This is a genomic window from Streptomyces sp. NWU339 (assembly GCF_003143855.1).
Taxonomy (GTDB): Bacteria; Actinomycetota; Actinomycetes; order Streptomycetales; family Streptomycetaceae; genus Streptomyces.
The window spans coordinates 34215-48668 of record NZ_QFRK01000003.1 but is presented as its reverse complement, the minus strand read 5'-3'; the positions used below and the strand labels follow the sequence as shown (position 1 = coordinate 48668).

21 protein-coding genes and 1 pseudogene are annotated in these 14454 nt (G+C 69.7%); 17 read left to right on the top strand and 5 right to left on the bottom strand.

Annotated features, from left to right (window positions below; translation table 11 throughout):
• Positions 1–86 precede the first annotated feature (86 nt).
• Positions 87–1190: a sensor histidine kinase gene (locus DIZ27_RS05060; RefSeq protein WP_109377073.1), complete on the bottom strand. Its 1104-nt coding sequence runs from the start codon at positions 1188–1190 to the stop codon at positions 87–89.
• Complete coding sequence (locus DIZ27_RS05055) at positions 1187–1852, bottom strand: response regulator transcription factor (protein WP_109377072.1); 666 nt, start codon at positions 1850–1852, stop codon at positions 1187–1189. The genes DIZ27_RS05060 and DIZ27_RS05055 overlap by 4 nt, the downstream gene beginning before the upstream one ends.
• Before the next feature lie 252 nt (positions 1853–2104).
• Here DIZ27_RS05055 and DIZ27_RS05050 point away from each other — a divergent pair, with 252 nt between their 5' ends.
• The 4 genes from DIZ27_RS05050 to DIZ27_RS05035 all read left to right on the top strand — a co-directional run bounded on the left by DIZ27_RS05050 (position 2105) and on the right by DIZ27_RS05035 (position 4105).
• Entirely contained in the window at positions 2105–2824 is a 720-nt protein-coding gene (locus DIZ27_RS05050; protein ID WP_109377071.1) for a histidine phosphatase family protein, read from the top strand.
• Positions 2825–3068: 244 nt separating this feature from the next.
• Positions 3069–3287 carry a DUF6766 family protein gene (locus tag DIZ27_RS05045; protein ID WP_109377070.1) on the top strand — a complete coding sequence of 73 codons (219 nt, stop codon included), beginning with the start codon at positions 3069–3071 and terminating at the stop codon, positions 3285–3287.
• Positions 3288–3370: 83 nt separating this feature from the next.
• On the top strand, positions 3371–3793 hold the full coding sequence (locus DIZ27_RS05040; RefSeq protein ID WP_109377069.1) for a CBS domain-containing protein: 423 nt from the start codon (positions 3371–3373) through the stop codon (positions 3791–3793).
• 84 nt (positions 3794–3877) lie between these two features.
• Positions 3878–4105, top strand: a complete 228-nt coding sequence (locus DIZ27_RS05035; RefSeq protein ID WP_109377068.1) for a DUF6480 family protein — start codon at positions 3878–3880, stop codon at positions 4103–4105.
• A gap of 328 nt (positions 4106–4433) precedes the next feature.
• Here DIZ27_RS05035 and DIZ27_RS05030 read toward each other — a convergent pair whose 3' ends face one another.
• Positions 4434–4910, bottom strand: coding sequence for an SRPBCC family protein (locus tag DIZ27_RS05030; protein WP_109377067.1), 477 nt, complete (start codon positions 4908–4910; stop codon positions 4434–4436).
• Positions 4911–5108: 198 nt separating this feature from the next.
• Positions 5109–5306 (bottom strand): hypothetical protein, encoded by a 198-nt coding sequence (locus tag DIZ27_RS48685; protein WP_181383393.1) that lies wholly within the window; start codon positions 5304–5306, stop codon positions 5109–5111.
• Between the two features lie 68 nt (positions 5307–5374).
• Between DIZ27_RS48685 and DIZ27_RS05020 the strand changes: the two genes are divergently transcribed.
• The 6 genes from DIZ27_RS05020 (at position 5375) to DIZ27_RS04995 (ending at position 8752) form a co-directional block, all read left to right on the top strand.
• Positions 5375–5926: an RNA polymerase sigma factor gene (locus DIZ27_RS05020; protein WP_258308241.1), complete on the top strand. Its 552-nt coding sequence runs from the start codon at positions 5375–5377 to the stop codon at positions 5924–5926.
• Positions 5923–6633: a hypothetical protein gene (locus DIZ27_RS05015; protein ID WP_109377065.1), complete on the top strand. Its 711-nt coding sequence runs from the start codon at positions 5923–5925 to the stop codon at positions 6631–6633. The genes DIZ27_RS05020 and DIZ27_RS05015 overlap by 4 nt, the downstream gene beginning before the upstream one ends.
• A gap of 250 nt (positions 6634–6883) precedes the next feature.
• A complete protein-coding gene (locus tag DIZ27_RS05010; RefSeq protein WP_109377064.1) occupies positions 6884–7204 on the top strand; it encodes a GYD domain-containing protein in 321 nt (106 codons plus the stop codon).
• A 104-nt stretch (positions 7205–7308) separates the two neighbouring features.
• Positions 7309–7611: a DUF4291 family protein gene (locus DIZ27_RS48680; protein ID WP_109377063.1), complete on the top strand. Its 303-nt coding sequence runs from the start codon at positions 7309–7311 to the stop codon at positions 7609–7611.
• 89 nt (positions 7612–7700) lie between these two features.
• Positions 7701–7985 carry a hypothetical protein gene (locus DIZ27_RS05000; RefSeq protein ID WP_109377062.1) on the top strand — a complete coding sequence of 95 codons (285 nt, stop codon included), beginning with the start codon at positions 7701–7703 and terminating at the stop codon, positions 7983–7985.
• A 434-nt stretch (positions 7986–8419) separates the two neighbouring features.
• Complete coding sequence (locus DIZ27_RS04995; protein ID WP_258308240.1) at positions 8420–8752, top strand: hypothetical protein; 333 nt, start codon at positions 8420–8422, stop codon at positions 8750–8752.
• Positions 8753–8830: 78 nt separating this feature from the next.
• Here the strand turns inward: DIZ27_RS04995 and DIZ27_RS04990 are convergent.
• Positions 8831–8962 (bottom strand): annotated as a pseudogene (locus DIZ27_RS04990) (IS5/IS1182 family transposase); the annotation flags it as partial.
• Between the two features lie 469 nt (positions 8963–9431).
• Between DIZ27_RS04990 and DIZ27_RS04980 the strand changes: the two are divergent.
• From DIZ27_RS04980 to mihF, 7 genes are all read left to right on the top strand, one after another.
• Complete coding sequence (locus DIZ27_RS04980) at positions 9432–9836, top strand: hypothetical protein (protein WP_109377061.1); 405 nt, start codon at positions 9432–9434, stop codon at positions 9834–9836.
• Positions 9837–10026: 190 nt separating this feature from the next.
• Positions 10027–10860 (top strand): hypothetical protein, encoded by an 834-nt coding sequence (locus tag DIZ27_RS04975; RefSeq protein WP_146228906.1) that lies wholly within the window; start codon positions 10027–10029, stop codon positions 10858–10860.
• Positions 10861–10919: 59 nt separating this feature from the next.
• Positions 10920–12308, top strand: a complete 1389-nt coding sequence (locus tag DIZ27_RS04970) for an IS1380 family transposase (protein ID WP_109377059.1) — start codon at positions 10920–10922, stop codon at positions 12306–12308.
• 166 nt (positions 12309–12474) lie between these two features.
• The gene (locus DIZ27_RS46820) at positions 12475–12732 is read left to right on the top strand and encodes a hypothetical protein (protein ID WP_258308239.1); all 258 of its coding nucleotides are present in this window, start codon (positions 12475–12477) and stop codon (positions 12730–12732) included.
• A complete protein-coding gene (locus tag DIZ27_RS04965; protein WP_258308238.1) occupies positions 12729–13487 on the top strand; it encodes a recombinase family protein in 759 nt (252 codons plus the stop codon). Before DIZ27_RS46820 ends, DIZ27_RS04965 begins: the two co-directional genes overlap by 4 nt.
• Positions 13480–13806 (top strand): hypothetical protein, encoded by a 327-nt coding sequence (locus DIZ27_RS04960; protein ID WP_109377322.1) that lies wholly within the window; start codon positions 13480–13482, stop codon positions 13804–13806. The genes DIZ27_RS04965 and DIZ27_RS04960 overlap by 8 nt, the downstream gene beginning before the upstream one ends.
• Before the next feature lie 97 nt (positions 13807–13903).
• Complete coding sequence (gene mihF / locus DIZ27_RS04955; protein WP_109377058.1) at positions 13904–14218, top strand: integration host factor, actinobacterial type; 315 nt, start codon at positions 13904–13906, stop codon at positions 14216–14218.
• Positions 14219–14454 lie beyond the last annotated feature (236 nt).

Here is a 14454-nt window from a genome sequence, read left to right as displayed (position 1 = left end):
CGTCGTGTGACGGTGAGTGTAGGAGGAGTCACAGAAACGGCGCGAGGCGTGTGCACACGGGCCTGCTGAGCACCCGGCTCGCCTCGTCACCGGGTGCCGGTGGCCGGGAGGGTCAGGTTCAGTCGATAGCCGCCGTCCGTCGTGGGGCCGCAGGTGACGGTGCCGCCGAGAAGCTCGGCACGCTGGCGCAGGCCGACCAGGCCGTGGTTGGCGCCGGGGAGGGAGAGGGCGGACCGCGTCGGCGGTGAGTTGGTGACGGTGACGCGGACCGTCGCGTGCTCGTGGCGGATGCGTACGACCGCTGTCGCGCCGGGCGCGTGCTTCCGCACGTTGGTCAGCGCCTCCTGGACGGCGCGGTAGACGGCGCGCTGGACCGGCGGTGGCAGGCTGTCCGGCAGGTCCGTCCGCAGCTCGGTCTCGATACCGCTGTTGTCGACCAGCCGCCGGAGATCGGCGAGGGAGGGCTGCGGAACCAGTTCCACCGGATCGCCCCCGGCGGTGCGCAGGACGCTGACCATGTGCCGCAGCTCTTCCAGCGTCTGCACGCTCAGCTTCCGGATCGTGGCCGCGGCCTGCCGCACTTCGGCGTCGCGGCTGCCGACCTGGAGTGCCCCGGCCCGCACCGCGATGAGACTGACCTGGTGAGCGACGACGTCGTGCATTTCGCGGGCGAGCGTCGTGCGTTCCCTGGCCAGCACGGTCTGGGCGGTCAGCTGCCGCTCGTGGTCGCGTGCCCGGGAGATCTCCACGAGTCGCAACGACAGATCGCGCCGGGCCTGCACGAGCTGACCGAGGAAGACCGGCGCGGCCGCCGTCGCCGCCGTGTAGCCCAGGGCGATGAAGGTCGCCGGTGTCGAGAAGTCGAATCCCGGCGAGGGCAACGAGACCAGATCGCTGAGGGTGAACGTCACGGCGCAGACGACCAGCAGAGTGCGGCCACGGGTGAGCGAGGCGAGCGTGTACAGCGCGGCCAGGGCGGCGAAGACCGAGTCGGAGAGGATGACGGCGGGAAGGGTGAACAGGAACGTGAGCCTCGGCAGGCGCCGGCGCAGGAGGAGGGCGAACGCGGCGACCAGGGCGCAGGCCGTGCGCAGCGGCTCGGAGGCGTCGGCATGGGCCCAGACATCGAGCAATGCCGCCGCGACGAGGGCGGCGTCCAGCAGTGGGGCGGGCGGGCGGCGGGTGCTCATGGTTCCTCCTGGTCCCGCGGCGGTCTGAGGAAGCCGGCGCGTTCCGCGAGCAGGGCGGCCTGGACGCGGCTGCCCACCTCCAGCTTGGTGAGGACGGCGCTCACATGGTCCTTGACCGTGCCGGTGCTCAGGTGCATCCGGGCGGCGATGTCGGCGTTGGTCAGGCCCTCGGCGACGGCTGCGAGCACGGCACGCTCGCGGTCGGTGAGCCGGTCGAGGCTGCGGACGGCCTCCTGCTGCGGGCCGGCGCTCAGGTAGCCGTCCACGACGGTTCGGGTGACCTCCGACGACAGGACGGTGCCGCCCTCTGCCAGGGTCCGCACCAGGGAGGGCAGTTGCTCCGGGTCGGTGTCCTTGAGCAGGAAACCGGCGGCGCCCGAGCGAAGTGCCGCGGTGACGTACTCGTCCATGCCGAACGTCGTGAGCATGGCCACCACCGGTGGGTGCGGCAGTCCGCGGAGGCCGGCCAGGACGGTGAGGCCGTCCACGTCGGGCATGCGGATGTCCAGCAGTACGACGGCGGGGCGTCGTTCCTGTGCCGTTCGGACCGCCTGGCCGCCGGGGACCGCCGCCACGACCTCGATGTCGTCCGCCGCCTCGAGGATGTGCTGGAAACCGGTACGGATCAGCGCCTCGTCGTCGACCACCATCACCCGGATCATGCGTGCTCCACTCGCCATCGGGACCCACCGTCCGATGCGTACCCACCGCCGGGCGCGCTTCCCGGTGCGGAGACCGACAGCCGCCAGGTGGCGGGGCTGTTCCAGCCGGTCGGCGGGACGGCTCCGGACATGTGCCGGATGGGTTCATGAACGGCAGTGCCCGACTGTGGAGGCAGCAGTCGGTGCCTCGTCCCACCACCAGGACCACACGCTTGCTCCCAGGGACTTGATCACAGTAAGGAGAGCAGCCGGATGCCGATCACTCTGACGTTTCTCTGTTCGATCGCCGCGGACCACACGAGCAGACCGCTCTTCGACGACGTTGCGGTGCGCGGGCACGGCCCGGCCGGCGCAGACGTCATCGGAGCGGTCCTGCCCCGCCACTCGGCGGCCGTCCGGGCGCCTTCCCTCCGCTGCGCGCGGACCGCTCATGCTCTCGCCCTCACGACCGAGGTGGAGCCCGCGCTGCGCGACTTCGACTACGGCATGTGGCGCGGCCGTACCGCTGCCGAAGTCGCCGCCACCGATCCCTACGGGCTCTCCGCCTTGCTGACGGACCCGGATGCCGTACCCCACGGGGGCGAATCCGTGCGCCAGTTCTGCCGGCGAGTCGCGGACTGGCTCAACGGCCTGCCGCCGCACGCGGGGCACGTGGTGGCCGTCACCGAACCGGCCGTGGCCCGGGCCGCGCTGGTCCACGCCCTGTCGGAACCGGTGCGCGCGTTCTGGCACATCACGGTGCCGCCGGCCACGGTGTCCCTGTCCTCCCGGGACGGCCGTTGGCACGTGCGCCCCGGTACCGCGCCCCGGGTCGAGCCGGGCCGTCTTCCTGCTGCGGGCGTGGGGCTCCAGCGGGCGGGAAGCCGTGGTGCTGCCAGGTCGCGGCTGAACGCACCCGCCCTGTGCGGCCGCAACGGGCCGTCTCCGGGCAGTCCCTGCGACAAGGCGTCGGGCTCGCCGCACATCCGCTGAGCGCCGCTCTCGGCTCGGCGACTCCTGACGCACCCCGTAGCGCTCCCACAGCGTGCCTGTGCAGCAGTACTCGGCTCCCACCTGGCATATCCCGGGCAAGCTCCCTCTCGGGTCAGGGAGTACGCCAAGCCGACGCGCTGTCCTCGCCGGCCGACTGTGCGCGGGCGGCGGGTGACGATCCATGCGACGGCAACGGCGTCCAGGACGGCCGCCCCGACCGACTTGTACGGGGTGATCCGGTCGGGTGAGGTGCGCCGACGAACAGCGGCTACGGCAGCTGCAGGCCCCGCTGAGCCGGGCCGATCACCTCGGCGCGGCGGACTTCTGGAACCGCGCCCCGCAGAACCGGCGGTCCGCCCCGCCGGCCGTCGCCTCGATGGCGGTCTTCTCGATCCACCTGCGGCAACGGAGCTCCCCGGAGTCGAAGCCGGTGGGCGCGGCCCACCCCACATGCCCCTGGTGACAACGTGAGGACCGGTGGCCCACGGGTACTCGGGAGGCCCAGCGGCGGTGAACGCACCGCCCACTCCACGAAGGGATGGTCCCATGACTCAGCATGTCAGCGACGTCATGACGAGTGCCCCGGTGACCGTCGAGCCCCAGACCTCGGTGACGGCCGTGGCCCGGATGATGCGGGACGAGGACATCGGTGCCGTCCTGGTCACCGAGGGCGAGCGGCTGCGCGGCCTGGTCAGTGACCGCGACCTGGTGGTACGCGCCCTGGCCGCCGGCGGCGACCCCGACCGGACCACGGCGGCCGAGGCGTGCAGCGCCGACCTGGTCACCGTGGGCCCCGACGACGAACTGACCCTCGCGGTCCGGGTGATGCGCGAGCACGCGGTCCGCCGGGTGCCGGTCGTCGACGAAGGGCAGCACGTGGTGGGCATCGTCTCCCTCGGCGACCTGGCCATCGAACGCGACCCCGGATCGGCCCTCGGCGACATCAGCGCCGCCGAGCCCAACCAGTAGTGCGCCTCCATATGAGGGTGGTGCGATTTCCGCGGAACCGACCCATAGGCAGATGGCAGACGAGCGCCGAGAGGAGCGTGCGCCATGACGACTCCTGATCCCGATCCGAGGCGAACCCCGGGGATCGAACCGGGCGGCGGCGTGGCCCCCGGCGATACGCCACCCGCCGAAGGCGGCACTTACGGCATCTCGTACCCGGAGCCGCACGAACCGCGCAAAGGCTGGGGAACGATGGCGATCGTTCTGATCATGGTGGTGGTGGCGCTGGTGGCGATCGGACTGATCGCCATGGTGGTGGCCCTGGTCACGTGACGCTTCCCGCGATGCGCAGGGGCTCCGGAGCGCACCAAACGTCGCTCGGCGGTGACTTCCCGGCCGGTCGTCGGCGTGGCGACCTCGCCGGGAACGCCGGAGTCGACGGTGACCCCGTGCTCGGTCCGTGCCGGCGCCATGACCTGGGTGAGCAGCTCGAGCTCACCCTCACACAGCAAGAAGGAAGGGCGACAGGGGGCCGATCGACCCTGTCGGCCGAGCCGCTCGGCCGACAGGGTCGATGAATCAGGGAATCCGGCCGCTTCCGGAAGCCGAGTGAAGCCGAGCTGCTCGTTCGGCGCGACTTCCTGTCCCGCGTCCCGAGTCGTCAGACGGCCGAACCGGGCTCTTCGGGCCGGATGCGCCCTCGCCAGGCGCCCGTCTCCCCGCCGCGCTGTTCGATGTAGTCCTTGAAACGGTGCAGGTCTCCCTTGACCCGGCGGTCGATCACGCCCAGCACGTCCGCGCCCTTCTCGGCCATGCCGGTGGGTTCGACGTCCATCGTGAGCTCCACGCGGGTGTGGGTGTCGTCCAGCCGCTCGAACCTGACCGATCCCCGTTGCCGGGTCTCGCCGTCGACGACCCGCCAGGTGATCCGGTCGTCCGCCAACTGGTCGACGATCTCGGTGTCGAACTCGCGCCGCACCCCGCCAATACTGGTCTTCCAGTGGTTGTGCCGCTCGTCGAGCTGCCGCACCTCCTCGACGCCCTCCATGAACTTCGGGAATTCCTCGAACTGCGTCCACTGGTTGTAGGCGGTGTGGACGGGCACCTCGACGTCCACCGTCTCCTTCACCGTGCTCACTGACTCCTCCTTACTCGCTTACTCGCGGTCGTTGGGCACGACGCCGGGTACCCAGGTCCGGAGACATGAAGACCCGGATCAAGCCCGGTTCACGTTCGTCGGGCACGACGTACCGGCGCAGGCCGCCCGTGAGCGGGAGGCTCTCGCTGCGGCACGCGCCGCGGACGCGCACGACTTCGTCACCGCTCTGCCGGAGGGCTACGACACCGTCGTGGGCCGGCGCGGCAGGCTGCCGTCCGGAGGCCGGCGCCGGCGCCTGGCGATCGCCCGGGCCATGACCCGCGACGCGCCCGTGGGCACCCGGTGCCGCCTGCCGCGTGCGCTCGCCACCGCGATCGACGCGCTGCTGCCCTCCCGCCGCAGGGACGTGGAACCACCGGCGCCCGAGCCGACCATCGGACAATCCCTACGGAATGGTGCTACGTATGAGAAATATGCATCATTTTGGGCTTTCTCTGGAGCAGATGCCCGATGACGCGCTGCTGGCGGGGCTGACGACCGGCGACCCCGAGTTCGCGGTGGCGTTCGTCCGCCGGTTCCAGCACAAGGTCTTCGGGGTGGCCATGACGGTCACCGGCGACGCCCAGCTCGCGGAGGACGTGGCCCAGCAGACCTTCGAACAGGCCTGGCGCCACGCCCAGGTCTACGACTCGCGCCGCGGATCGGTCCGTACCTGGTTGGCGGCCATCGCCCACAACCTGGCGATCGACGCCGTGCGCTCCCGCAGGGCCGTCCCCGTGGACCCCACCCGGATGGCGCCGCTGCTGGAAGTGATCACCGACACCCCCGAGCGGCTGGCGGTGGCCGACGAGGAGTCGGCCGAGTTGCGGCGGGCCATCGCGGAGCTGCCGCCGGGCCAGGCCCGTGCCATCGTCATGGCCGGCATCTACGGCATGACCGCGCAGCAAGTGGCGGACCTGGAGCAGATCCCCCTCGGCACCGCCAAGACCCGGATCAGGACGGCGCTGGCCAAGCTGCGCGAGACCCTGACGCACAGGCAGGACACGACATCATGACCGGCGACGACACCTTCGCGTGCCGACGGCTGCGGGACAGCGCCGCCGAAGTGGCACTGGGAGTACTGCCCGCCCAGGAGCGCGCCGCTGCCCTGGCCCACCTGCAGCGTTGCCCCGCCTGCCGGGAGAACGTCCGGGAACTGGCGCGCACGGCCGACGAACTGCTCCACCTGATTCCCGGACTCGAGCCGCCGGAGGGGTTCGAAACCCGTGTGCTCCAGCGCATCGGACTGTCGCCCCGACGCCGTCGCCGGACACTGCGCCAACGGTTCGCCCTCGGCCTCGCAGCCGCTGTGGCAGCCGCGACGCTGGCCGTGGGCGGATGGGCGATCGGCGTCACCTCCGCGTCCCCACCGTCCGACACCGGCCCCGCCCGGCCCGACCGGCTGCTCAGCGCCGGCCTCACCTCCCACAGCCAGGACGTCGGACGCGTCTTCGCCTACACGGGTCGGCCGCACTGGCTGTACGTGTCGGTGGACGCCGACAACCTCCCCGCACGCGCCCGGGCGGCCCTTCACGGCACACTCACCTGCCAGATCGAACGGGCGGACGGTTCCACCACCACCATCGGCACCTTCTCCCTGGCCGCCGGCTACGCCCAGTGGGTCACCCCCTATCCCGCCGGCTCGTCGCCCGTGACCAAGGTGCACCTGCTCGCGGCCGACAGGTCGGTCGTGGCCGACGCCACCCTCCATCCGTCCGACTGAGCCGCACCGGCCAGGGCCCTGCCCCGGCCGGCCGCGTGACCCACCTCCGAGCGGGTTTCGGCGGAACCCCGGTCGGATCCCGGTGCTCCGATCGCGAAGAACGCGGGCGGGCCGTGTCCGCGCCTCCGTCGGCCCTACTCCACGGTGCAGCTTCCAACGGGTGAATCCGGCCGCCCGGTGGCCGACGGCCGACGTGACAGCGGGAAGGTCATTCCGCACACCGACAATCGATGAGCACGGAGCGTTCCCCATGCCGAAGTTCCTCATCCAGGCCACCTACACGTCCGAAGGCACGAAGGGCCTGCTCAAGGACGGCGCGAGCGGCCGCCGCGCCGCCGTCGACCAGGTCGTCACCGGCCTCGGCGGGAAGGTCGAGGCCATGTACTTCGCCTTCGGGGAGAACGACACCGTGATCATCGTCGACCTCCCCGACGCGGTCTCCATGGCCGCCGTCAGTCTCGCCGTCAAGGCCAGCGGAGCCCTCCAGACCCGGGCCACCCCGCTCCTCACCCTCGACGAGATCGACGAGGCCACCCGCCGAGAGGTCACCTTCCGCGCCCCCGGCAAGTAGCCGAAAGCCACGGGTGTTTCCGGTGGGACCCGATCTCTCCATCGGCGACCGAGTGCCCGGGTAATTCGACGGCGCGCGTCGCACGGGTTCCGCCCGCTGGCACCGTGGGAGAACTCAAGCACCGGATCCGCGCCCACTTCACCGACTCCACGGTCGTCGTCCACCAGGCGTACCCACCGGAGATCGGCCTGCCCGCAGCCCGGGATGGCCGCTTCCCGGCGGCCTGGAAGCGGGACCGGATGACGTGGGTCATCAAAACGCGTTCGCAGCCTCTTCCGTGCTGCGGGCAGCCGCCGGCCCAGGCTGCTCTGCTCCACGTCGAGGCTGTCCCGTGGCGCACCTGCGGAGGGCCGTGTGTCCGGGCCGACGGCCGCCGTTCGGATCACCCAAGGCTGTCCTTCAGGTGATGGCCGGACGCCTCATGGGCCAAGCAGCTGTCGCAGGGGTACGACGTCTCAGCAGAGGACGAACCCGGAATGCCGTGAGGAGCTTGGGAATGTACGCAGCGGTCCGGCGGTACGAAGGGGTGACCGATCCGGCCGAGGCGGTACGTCTCGTGAACGAGGGGTTCGTGCCGCTCCTGCGCCAGGTCTCCGGCTTCGTGGCCTACTACTGGATCGATGCCGGGAACGGGGTGGTGGTCTCGACCAGCGTCTTCCAGGACCGGGCCGGTGCCGAGGAATCGATCTCGAGGGCGGCGGACTTCGTGCGGGACAACCTCGCGTCAGTGCTTCCCAACCCTCCCCAGGTCATGGCCGGCGAAGTGGGGGCTTTCGCGTGACAGCGTTCGGACCAGCCACGTGAGAGCTCTCCGATGCTGTCCGGCCTGCCGTGCCCACAGAGTCGCCCTTCTCAGCGTTGATCCCGCGAGGGTTTTGGCCTCAGCCTCCACGAGGGTCGCCACCATCACGGAGAGCTAGGACCACCTTGTGGCAACGCGCGCTACCGAACGTGTAGCTCCGACCTGCTCGCCGACGGATTCGGGGCGCGGGAGTAGACCCGTATGCCCCAGTGCGCTCGCCGCGCGACTACTTCCGGGTGACGCTGTGACGGTGACGGATGCGCCCGCCTCCCGCCCGCGTCGTGAGGTGCGGTGACGACCGCGCCAGGACGAAGGGTCAACAGGTCATGGTGGACATGCCTCACGGAGCACGGCAGGAGACCAGAGGCGCCCGAAACGATGGCCAGCCAGCCGGACCGATGAGGTACTTCGGTGTGCTGCTCCTCCTCAGCGGAGTGCTGAGCATCCTTCAGGGCATCGCTGGCATTGCCAAGGATCATCTTTTTGGCGTGCCGCGGTACTACGAGTACCGGTTCGACCTCACTAGCTGGGGCTGGATCCACCTCGTCGTAGGCGTTGCGCTGGTAATTGTGGGCATGGGAGTGCTGCGGGCCATGAGCTGGGGCCGCGCGGCCGGGGTGACGACCGCCTCGATCAGTCTGGTGACCCAGTTCATGTTCATCCCTTACTACCCTCTGTGGTCGATCAGTGTGATGGCGCTCGATCTGATCATTTTGTGGGCTCTGGCACGGATCGCCATCGCCTGATTGGAACCGAAGCCGGCTCGCATGCTTCACGGAGTGTGACACTCCTCCGAACTGAGAGTTCACGGTGATCAAAGAGGGCTAGCACAATGCGCTGAGTTGTCGGTGGGTGATCAGGCAGCAGGCGAGTTCGAGGAAGGCTTCGTGGATGTCGGCTCGTCTCTTCCATCGGATGCGTAGCCGACGGAAGCCGTGGAGCCTCCTTCTACTGCGCGAAGTGCGGAGTCGAACTCACCCCGGACTTGGTGGAGCTGCCGCCGTGCCGGAAGTCTCGGACCGTGACAAGGATCGGGACAAGGAGACGGGTCTGGCCCCCTCCAGCGTGCCGCGAGGGCACCATGCCGTTGGTCCCGAGCCGTGGGACGCACCGTTCACCCCGCCAGCCGACGAACCTCGGCCGCACCATCCGCACCGACTGCTCATGCCACCCGAGCTGACCGACTGGATCCCGGCCGCCCGAGGAACAGCGTCGTCGTGCATCCTCAAGACGTACCCGCTCTGAGGCTGCTGCATCGGGGTGGCTCGCACTGGACTGCTGCGGTCCGCTCGGCACCGGGGGCCGCAACATGGCCTGTGGCTGCGGTGTCCTCGTCGCCACCCTCGCTGCCGACTGCATGGGCCCGTACGAACTCCACCTCGATCCCGTACGGGTGCGGGCGTTCGACACGAAGGAATCGAAGAGATGAACAGCCGTCCTGGGGCAGCGCATGCTGCCGAACTGGAACCGCTCAGGCGCCACCTCCGTGACCCCTCGTTCGAGTTCGATGTGGGGCCCGGGTGGTGGGCCCTTGTGCTGCGGTGCCATGAGGCGGTCGTCACGGCGTTTCCCGAGTACGAGCTTCTGGCGGTGAAGCAGAAGTGGGCGGTCCTGGCCTTCCAGGCGTTTCCTCGGCCGTGGAAGCAGGGTGGAAACTGGACGTCCGACGAGGCGGTCAGGCTCAACGCGCTGGTGGCCGAGTTCACGGCTGCCGGCGAGCACATCTGCGAGCGCTGCGGCAACCCTGGAACGCTGCGCGAGACCCGACCGATCGAGCTGGTTCTCTGTGGTGCGTGCGAGTCCTGCGTGGGACCGGACGGCCGTCTGTAGGCGCTTCTTGCTTCACGCCGCCACCAAAGGTTCGTGAGCGAGACTTGATGTGGGTCATCAAGCCGCGTTGACAGACTCCTGTCGGTCGCCTGCGTTCGAGGTCATGGACGCTCTTCGGAGGCGGGAGAACGCCTGAGCCCCACGGGTGGGGACACGTTCGATGTCAGTGGCCCTTTCTAGGCTGCCAGCCATGAGCAGATGGATGGGGAACACCCAGGTCCTGGCAGAACAGGCCGCTCAATACCAGGCCCTCGCGGAGCGCGGCGATCTGCCTGAGCTGTCTCGCGCCGTCATGCGGGCCGCCTGCAACAACGGCTCCATGACGGGTGTGGGGTTCGAGAACATGGAGCTCCTACGCGCACTGCCCGACAAGGACCGGCTGGAGCTCGCCGGCATATGGGCCCGTTGGTACGCCCACGTGGAAGACGACTGCTCGGCCGAAGAGTTCAGGCGGGATCCGGGGTACCTCCGCACCGAACTACTCATGGTCGCTTCCGGAGTCGTCCGTGGCCTCGACGGGGACCTGTTGGCTGCCGAACGCCAGGAACAGCTCTCCCGGTTGAAGGACCAATACCTCCTCTGGTCGACCCACCGGATCTGGGAACTGGCCGATGCGGAACTCGCAGCCGGACGTACTCCCGACACGGCCATCCTGGCCGCCTTCCGGCGCACAAATGCGGCGGCGAACCTGCCGGGCTTCCGTCGCACGCAGGCGGCCGCGAACGGCGCGGAGCCCGGAATGCGGAACCTACTGGCTCATTTTCCTGGTCCGGTGCTCAATCCCGGTGAACCGTGGGCCGACGCGGCTCTCAAGGAAGCAACTGCCGGAGGAGAGCCGTGGCAGCGGCTGCTGGAGCATGCGGCCCCCGCGACGGCCTACGCACCATCAGCGAAGTGGAGACGGACCGGATCGGCCCTGCTGGACGCCGTTGGCCCGGAAGAGGCGCGACGGGCAGTACTCAGCCTGGATCCACCGCGCGATAGCCGGTCTGTGGACGACGAAATGAGAAGAGGTGCCCGCTGACCTGGGATGATGGGAGTTCCTACGCCCTCATCAATCCCACGAAGCAAGGCACCTCGTAAGTGAAAGTCTCCCACAGCCCGGCGACGCTGTTCGCCGCGTTCGACGACCCGGACCTGATCGCGCATGCCGGGCTGGTCCCGACGATCCGACTGGCCGAGCGGTGCGGTCTGCCCCGGTTGGTGGCCGAGAAGGTGAGGCTCACCGGCGCGGCCAACGGTGCCGGTACGGCGGCCGACGCGAAGGCCCTGTCGATCGTGGGCGGCATGATCGCCGGGGCGGACAGCATCGAGGATCTGGACGTTCTTCGGCACGGCGGCCTGTCCCGCCTGTTCGGTGGGGTACGTGCGCCGTCCACACTGGGGTCGTTCCTGCGCGCCTTCACCTGGGGACACGTGCGCCAACTCGAGTCCGCGGTGCGGGCGTTCACCTGCACTCTGGCCGCGCACACCGGTCTGGTCCCGAAGCGGGACGAGGTGGTGTTCGTGGACATCGACTCCAAGGTCAAGCAGGTCTACGGGCCGGCCAAACAGGGCGCCTCGTTCGGCTATACCAAGCAGCGCGGCCTGCACTTCCAGATCGTCACCGTCAAGACATCCACCTGCGCTCCGGTCATCGTCGCCACCCGGCTGCGCAAGGGCTCGGCAGGCTCCGGCAAGGGAGCGGCGAGCCTCCTGCGCGAGGCCCTGGCCACGGTCCGGGCGATGGGCATCACCGCGAAGGTCATCGTGCGTGCGGACTCGGCGTACTTCTCCCACAAGGTGGTGGACGTGTGCCGGAAGGCGGACGCGCACTTCTCGCTGGCTGTGGCGGTGCACAAGACCATCCGCGAGGCGATCGCGGGCATCGCCGAGACCGCCTGGACACCGATCAAGTACGCCGCCGCCGTCTGGGACGCCGCCGAGGCACGCTGGATCTCCGACGCCGAGATCGCCGAGGTCCCCTTCACCGCGTTCACCAGCAAGAAGAAGGCGTTTCACGCCACCGCCCGGCTGATCGTGCGCCGGGTGAAGCGCCTGAACCCGAAGAGCGTGCCCGCGGGCCAGGCCGAACTGTTCGGCGTCTGGCGCCACCACGTSATCTTCACCGACAGCCCGTTCGTYCTSGYCCAGGCCGAAYCMATGCACCGYGAACACGCCSWSRTCGAGCAGGTCTTYGCCGAYYTGGAAGACTCCGCGCTCGCCCAYCTGCCGTCGGGGARGTTCACCGCGAACGCYGCYTGGCTCACCCTGGCCGCCMTCGCCTACAACCTCACCCGGGCCGCCGGCCACCTCGCCTCCGTCTTCCATGCCAGGGCACGGACCGGCACCATCCGCCGCCAYCTGATCAACGTCCCCGCCCGGATCGCCACCGGCGCCCGTCGCCTCACTCTCCACCTGCCCCGGCACTGGCGCTGGCAGGACGACTTCACCGATCTGTGGACGGCGACCGGACAGCGCATGGTCACCTGACCTGCGCGACCGCCCTGCCCGGCCACGACCCGAAAGACTTTGGAGACCCCGCACCGGACGGCCATCCGGCGATCACTGCTGCCCGCACCCCGAAAGATCACCCCGAACCCGCCCGAAACCGAAGATCAGAATTCACGCGGTGGATCGAGGCTGAGAGACTGCCGCCATGAATTTGACGCCCGATCAGGCAGCATTGGCGGTAGAACGTCACGACTGCCCGAACTGTGACGCGCCCGCCGGCAGTGCCTGTCGCACCCGGGGCGGCAAGACCGCCGCGAAGTACCACACCCCGCGCTTCGTCCTCGTGCCCGCGCTGCGCGAGGAACTCGAAGTGCCGGTGCCCGCCGACCGACGGCCGGGCCGCGCGTGGAAGCAGGGCCCGCGCTCGCGGTGGTCCCCGCGCCCCGCACCGAGCGGCCGGTGAGGATCGGATACGCCAGGACATCGACCGCCCGCCAGGAGCTGGCGAGCCAGCTCGAAGCCCTCCGCCGGGCGGAGTGCCACAAGATCTTCCAGGAGCAGATCAGCACCCGGATCAAGGTCCGGCCCGAACTGGAGAAGGCGCTCGCCCTGGCCCACCAATTCAAGGAGGCCGCGCCCGAGACGCCGGTCATCTTCACCGTCCACGAGCTCAAGCGCCTCGCGCGCAACGCCGCCGAGCTGATGACGCTGTCCGCCGAGCTCCAGGACGGCGGCATCCAGCTCGAACTCCTCACCGGTCCGCTCACCGGCATCTACGACCCCAACGGCATGGGCGCCATGTTCTTCGCCGTCCTCGCCGTCGCCGGGCAGATCGAGCGCAACTACATCCGGGAGAAGACCCTCGAAGGCCAGGTCGCCGCAGCGGCCAAGGGCAACCACGGCGGACGGCCGAAGGTCATCGATGACGACATGCTCACCTTCGCCCTCGCGCTGAAGGACAGGGGCGTCCCCGTCCCCGAGATCGCGAAGAAGCTCACCATCAAGGACGGCAAGAACGCGGGCAAGTCTCCGTCGGTCGCCTCCCTCTACCGGGCACTCGCCGAAGCCGAGAACGCGGTGGCGGACGACGACCTGCCGCTGCGGCCCAAGCCCGTCCGCATCCGCCGCCCCGAGGACCCGCTCACTCCCGAGGAGATCGACCTGCGTGAGCGCCTCCAGGCGCAGCCGCACCCGAACGCCGGAGGCCCTCGTGGATGACCTCGCGACCGTACGCGCGCAGGAGTACGAGAAGGTGTTCAGCGACCTCATCACCACCGCCGAACGGCTCGACATGCTCCGGCGCCTGGAGGGCGGCGGTGTCGACCCCCACGCGACCGCGGCCATGCACGCCCTCCGCTTCGCCGCCACCATCCTGTGGCCCACCATCCCGAGCGCCCCGCCGCCCGGCTTCCGGCACGACAGCGAGCGTCTCCTTCATCTGGCCGCCCACTGGCGCGAGGCGGCACTGGAACTCGGCGAGTTCGCCCCCGCGCGCCCCACCCTGCGGCTCGTCACCGACACGACACCACCCTCGTAGAGGGGTCGCGGATCCCGTAAACTTACTGGTCACCAGCCGCACGGCGGGGTGATGATGACCGCCACACGCCCGTACGAGAGGAAGAGGAGCGGCGCCCATGGCTCTGCCCGCACTGACCGCCGAGGCCCGCGCCGAGGCACTGAAGAAGGCCGCTGCCGTCCGCAAGGAACGCAGCGAGATCCTCGAAGCTCTCAAGACGAACAAGGCCACCTTGAAGGAGGTGCTGGAGCGCGAGGACCCGGTCGTCGGCAAGGTGTACGTCCGCCGCCTGCTGGAGTCGCTGCCCGGCATCGGCAAGGTCCGCGCCGGCCAGCTCCTGGCCGACCTCGACATCTCCGAACGCCGTCGCGTCCAGGGCCTCGGCGCCCGCCAGAAGGAACGCCTCCTCGAACTCTTCCCGCCGCGCGCCTGACCATCGTCGCCCGCGCGCTACAACGGCAGAGGACCCCGGTGCACCCTCACCGGGGTCCTCTGCCGTTCATGATCAATCTCAGCGCCAACGGCTGTACCGATGTTCCAACCACCGCCAATTGCATCGGATGCGAACTCGCGACAGTCGGCGAATCGGTCTGCGGGAAGACGGCAATCGTGGCGTTGAACTGCGGACTTGAGCGAGACCTTGAGTGGTGACGATACCCGCCACGACGG

Excerpts from the sequence above, each read along its gene's own strand:
- DIZ27_RS05000 (WP_109377062.1), top strand. The coding sequence starts at position 7,701 with ATGTACGCAGCGGTCCGGCGGTACGAAGGGGTGACCGATCCGGCCGAG.
- DIZ27_RS05010 (WP_109377064.1), top strand. The coding sequence starts at position 6,884 with ATGCCGAAGTTCCTCATCCAGGCCACCTACACGTCCGAAGGCACGAAG.
- DIZ27_RS05035 (WP_109377068.1), top strand. The coding sequence starts at position 3,878 with ATGACGACTCCTGATCCCGATCCGAGGCGAACCCCGGGGATCGAACCG.
- DIZ27_RS05050 (WP_109377071.1), top strand. The coding sequence starts at position 2,105 with ATGCCGATCACTCTGACGTTTCTCTGTTCGATCGCCGCGGACCACACG.
- mihF (WP_109377058.1), top strand. The coding sequence starts at position 13,904 with ATGGCTCTGCCCGCACTGACCGCCGAGGCCCGCGCCGAGGCACTGAAG.
- DIZ27_RS05015 (WP_109377065.1), top strand. The coding sequence starts at position 5,923 with ATGACCGGCGACGACACCTTCGCGTGCCGACGGCTGCGGGACAGCGCC.
- DIZ27_RS05060 (WP_109377073.1), bottom strand. The coding sequence starts at position 1,190 with ATGAGCACCCGCCGCCCGCCCGCCCCACTGCTGGACGCCGCCCTCGTC.
- DIZ27_RS04980 (WP_109377061.1), top strand. The coding sequence starts at position 9,432 with ATGAACAGCCGTCCTGGGGCAGCGCATGCTGCCGAACTGGAACCGCTC.
- DIZ27_RS05055 (WP_109377072.1), bottom strand. The coding sequence starts at position 1,852 with ATGATCCGGGTGATGGTGGTCGACGACGAGGCGCTGATCCGTACCGGT.
- DIZ27_RS05040 (WP_109377069.1), top strand. The coding sequence starts at position 3,371 with ATGACTCAGCATGTCAGCGACGTCATGACGAGTGCCCCGGTGACCGTC.
- DIZ27_RS46820 (WP_258308239.1), top strand. The coding sequence starts at position 12,475 with ATGAATTTGACGCCCGATCAGGCAGCATTGGCGGTAGAACGTCACGAC.
- DIZ27_RS05020 (WP_258308241.1), top strand. The coding sequence starts at position 5,375 with ATGCCCGATGACGCGCTGCTGGCGGGGCTGACGACCGGCGACCCCGAG.
- DIZ27_RS04975 (WP_146228906.1), top strand. The coding sequence starts at position 10,027 with ATGAGCAGATGGATGGGGAACACCCAGGTCCTGGCAGAACAGGCCGCT.
- DIZ27_RS48685 (WP_181383393.1), bottom strand. The coding sequence starts at position 5,306 with ATGGTCGGCTCGGGCGCCGGTGGTTCCACGTCCCTGCGGCGGGAGGGC.